The sequence below is a fragment of the Dyella sp. genome, from assembly GCF_035508675.1.
In the GTDB taxonomy this organism is placed as follows: domain Bacteria; phylum Pseudomonadota; class Gammaproteobacteria; order Xanthomonadales; family Rhodanobacteraceae; genus Dyella_B.
Genome location: NZ_DATJMN010000402.1, coordinates 1 through 3,405, shown reverse-complemented (window position 1 = coordinate 3,405; position 3,405 = coordinate 1). Strand labels below are relative to the sequence as shown.

General features: G+C 59.1%; 3 protein-coding genes. 2 read left to right on the top strand and 1 reads right to left on the bottom strand.

Features of this window, described 5'->3' with window-relative positions:
• Positions 1 to 119: 119 nt before the first annotated feature.
• A complete protein-coding gene (locus tag VMA74_RS21405; protein WP_325370725.1) occupies positions 120 to 1,466 on the bottom strand; it encodes a glycoside hydrolase family 2 in 1,347 nt (448 codons plus the stop codon).
• Positions 1,467 to 2,396: 930 nt separating this feature from the next.
• On the opposite strand from VMA74_RS21405, the gene VMA74_RS21400 reads away from it, so the two are divergent.
• Complete coding sequence (locus VMA74_RS21400; RefSeq protein WP_325370723.1) at positions 2,397 to 2,921, top strand: hypothetical protein; 525 nt, start codon at positions 2,397 to 2,399, stop codon at positions 2,919 to 2,921.
• Positions 2,922 to 3,183: 262 nt separating this feature from the next.
• A partial coding sequence (locus VMA74_RS21395; protein ID WP_325370721.1) for a hypothetical protein occupies positions 3,184 to 3,405 on the top strand: 222 nt, incomplete at its 3' end.

Genomic DNA, 3,405 nt, shown 5'->3' with positions numbered 1-3,405 from the left:
TGAGGAAGCGCTCGCCGGTTCGGCAGAAGGCCTGCCCGAACAGTTCGCGCAGCTGGACGAGCTGCTCGCTGGAGGATCGTGACCATGCCGCGGCCACTGGCGTAGCAGACTTGCCAGCCTTATCTATTGAGAGGCACAAACATCGTCGTACGCCGTTCGTACGCCGTGCGCACGATCAACAAAGCCAGCAGGGGCAGGGCGACCCCATAGACGTACTGCGTAAGCGTTACGCCAATGCCAAACGGAAACCAGATGGTGGGGACACCGATCGAACCCAGCTCGGCCGTGAATTGCGATACCACAATGAGCACCATGGTGCTGAGCGCCATCGTGCGCATCGGGCCATGGCGCACCATCCTCACCGCCATTCGCGCGAGCAATACAAGCAGCCCGAGCCGGAAGGGGAGAGTTAGCGCGGCGACTTGCATGACGCCGGCCGCGACACCCAGCAGGGCGAGCAGTACGATGGCCGCGTCGATGGCGTGCGAGGCGCGGGCATTCCAGCGGTTCCAGGCGAGCGTCCAAGCGGCCAGGCTTAGCGGCATCCAGAGGACGTTCGACAACCACACGTAGGTGGGCACACTCATCACATCGGTCCACGAGACGATGGCGTTGTCCAACCGTTTCACCGCCGAAAGCGCGAGCGCGATACAGACATATGCAATGAAACGGGGTTGGCTACTGCGCCGTCGAAGCGCAAGTGCCAGGCCGATGAGCGCCACCATCGCCAGGGGCTCGACCACGTCGACCATGTACCCGGCGATGGTGCGCCACCATTCCACGCGATAGAGCTCCTCGCTCTGCGGGCGCGGCGCCAGCGTCGGCGCGACGTGCACGCCGCCGCCATCGGGATTGGCAGCGCCGCCGGGTTGCATGAATACACGCATGGCGAGCACGCCTTGCGTGCCGGCTGCATGGGCAGGAAGCGCGAATATCATCGGCCGCGTGCCGACCATCCTGGGCGATGCGCCAAGCCGTCCCGACCCACCCAGTCGCACGCCGTCCCAGTACAACTCGTAACCATCGTCGACGAGGGTCGGCCCCAACACATCCCATGCGCGGTCTCCTGCCGGCACCATTACCGTGCGTCGATACCAGGCATAGCCTTGGTAGCCGGGATGGCCATGCACCATCCAACCACCGACATAGTTGGGCAAACCTACATCGCCATCATGGCTGCTTGCCGGCGCGCTCAGGTTCATCGTTTCCCAGCCGCGGTCATCCAGGCCTGCATCGGCCCAATGCGGGGCGTCGCCAAGATGGAATCGCCATGCGCCACCCAGCAAGGGGGCGGTGGCACGTAGGGCGGCCGGGTCAGGGCGGCCGCCGATCGCCAGGACCGTTATCACTCCGGCCAACGCAAATACCGCGGCGATGACAATCCAGATCTCGAAAACGTGGCGAGGTATATCGGATGCCGTTCCAGTACCGGCGACTGAAACGGGGACTCCTCCTGCACTGGCCATCGGGCGCTCCGAGCTGGTCTCGCCAAGGGGACTCGATTTTGGGGCAATTTGTAGTGCGCTGATAGTCGGTGCCCGGATCGAGCGTCTCGTGCACCGCGGGAAGTAGCTTGCGTTCACGGCCTTGCGTTGCGAAGAACGTAAAGAAAGAAGCGTTCCGCTGGTTTGATGGCTTGACGGCCAGCGCCTTTGCAAATGCGGCACACCTGGCCTCCAGGTGGTGTGCCGCGAGGAGGGATCATGCGTACGCGAATGACCTATCCGTCCCGCTCCGCTTGCAGCAATCCTTCGCCATGGCGGCGAAGAAAGTACAAGGCTGCGCGCAAACCTTCCACTTGCGTGGGGCTGAGCGGCCATGTGCCGATGTCAACCGGTCGATCGCCCCGCCGCGCCCGGTGGGCGGTGCCGTGGCATCGCAGAAGATGTCGAATAACGCACATGGCCAGCGATGTGCCGGCAACGCTCATAAGCTGCAGATGCCACCTGGCCTGCTCAGGGTCCGATGGCAGCTGAGACTCGTTGATGAGCCAGAAGGGTTTTGAAGGGCACGCACGTGCCGTATGATCCATGACACCCATGATCAACTCTCATTCAGTTGGTTGTGGTAGCGGGTCGTATGGGCTGCAACCCATGCGATCCGCGCTTTCTCTCTGCATTACTGCAAAGGTCACCGGCGTAGCCCGCGAACAGACGGCGCCGGTGACGAGCCGAGCGTAACAAATTGAGCGCACAAGTCACGTAGGCGATCGCTGGCTAGATGTGTGCGCGATTGCATTAATGCAATGAGTCCAAAAACAGCCACGATATGGGGAAGGGGAAGCCATATGCTTGATGTCGATGTCAGTGACCTGGCGGCGGAACCGTGGATTTCATTGTGCCGACGGGGTGAGAATTTTGAGGACCTTCAGACAGTGCGGAGCGGGTACTTTAAAAATGCGTAAGTACTTCCTATTCATCGTCATGCTCATGTTTTTCGGCGTGGCAAGCGCTGCCGAAAATTACGTTGCGCCTTCCGCCAGCGATCTGCAGGCACGGCCCGGCTATGCACGGGTATTCATCTACAGGAGCCAGGCATCGATAGGTCGCTACGGGTTTGGCTACGGAGTGGCGTCCAAATTGAAGTTCAATGACAAGCTCGTTACCGGACTCAAGCAGAACGAATTCACTGTGATTTTTTTGCGTCCCGGCACCTACACCGTGGCTTCCGCCAATCACAGCTTTTGGAACGGCGTAAAGGACGTCACAGGTACGTTAACCGTCAGTGAGAACAATAATTACTATTTACGCATCTACGGCGATGTCGTTCCGCCTACAAGCGCTATTTCGAATGTAGAGAAGGCAATGACTCCCCAGACAGGCTGGTGGTATGACGCACTCACCTTGACTCCCGAGCAGCAAGGCGAAGAAGTCGTTTCTCGGTGCATTTACAAACCACCGATGATTGCGGCAATTCCGTAAGGGCAGTCGGTGGCGATTGCTGCTCGGGCATCGTTATGTCGCGGAACAACGGGTAAGCCACGCTTATCATCGACGATTCACGAGCGCCACATGGCAGGAGAATCGTTAACAGTCTGAAAATTGCTACGGAATAAACCCGCAAGTGACGGTTTCACGCCCCATGGACATCTCTACGAATAGCTGCTTGCTAGCGACGAAGGTTGCGGCATGAAATCGAAGTAAAAAACGCGCAATCAACCTCGATTCCTCCGGACGAAGATCCATGCATACTGTATTTTCGATCAGCAACGATGACATCGCGAAATTGGACGATATTCAGTCGAGGGAGCTTATTGCGAGGTTATGCCGTGCAGAGCTCTTCACAGAAGGCCATTCGCAGGCGGCCGTCACTTGGGGAGGAGACCAGCGAGCCACGGATGGTGGCGTTGATGTGCTGGTGGATACGAATGCTGATATCGAAGGTTACATCAAAGCCAAGTTGACC

Excerpts from the sequence above, each read along its gene's own strand:
- VMA74_RS21400 (WP_325370723.1), top strand. The coding sequence starts at position 2,397 with ATGCGTAAGTACTTCCTATTCATCGTCATGCTCATGTTTTTCGGCGTG.
- VMA74_RS21405 (WP_325370725.1), bottom strand. The coding sequence starts at position 1,466 with ATGGCCAGTGCAGGAGGAGTCCCCGTTTCAGTCGCCGGTACTGGAACG.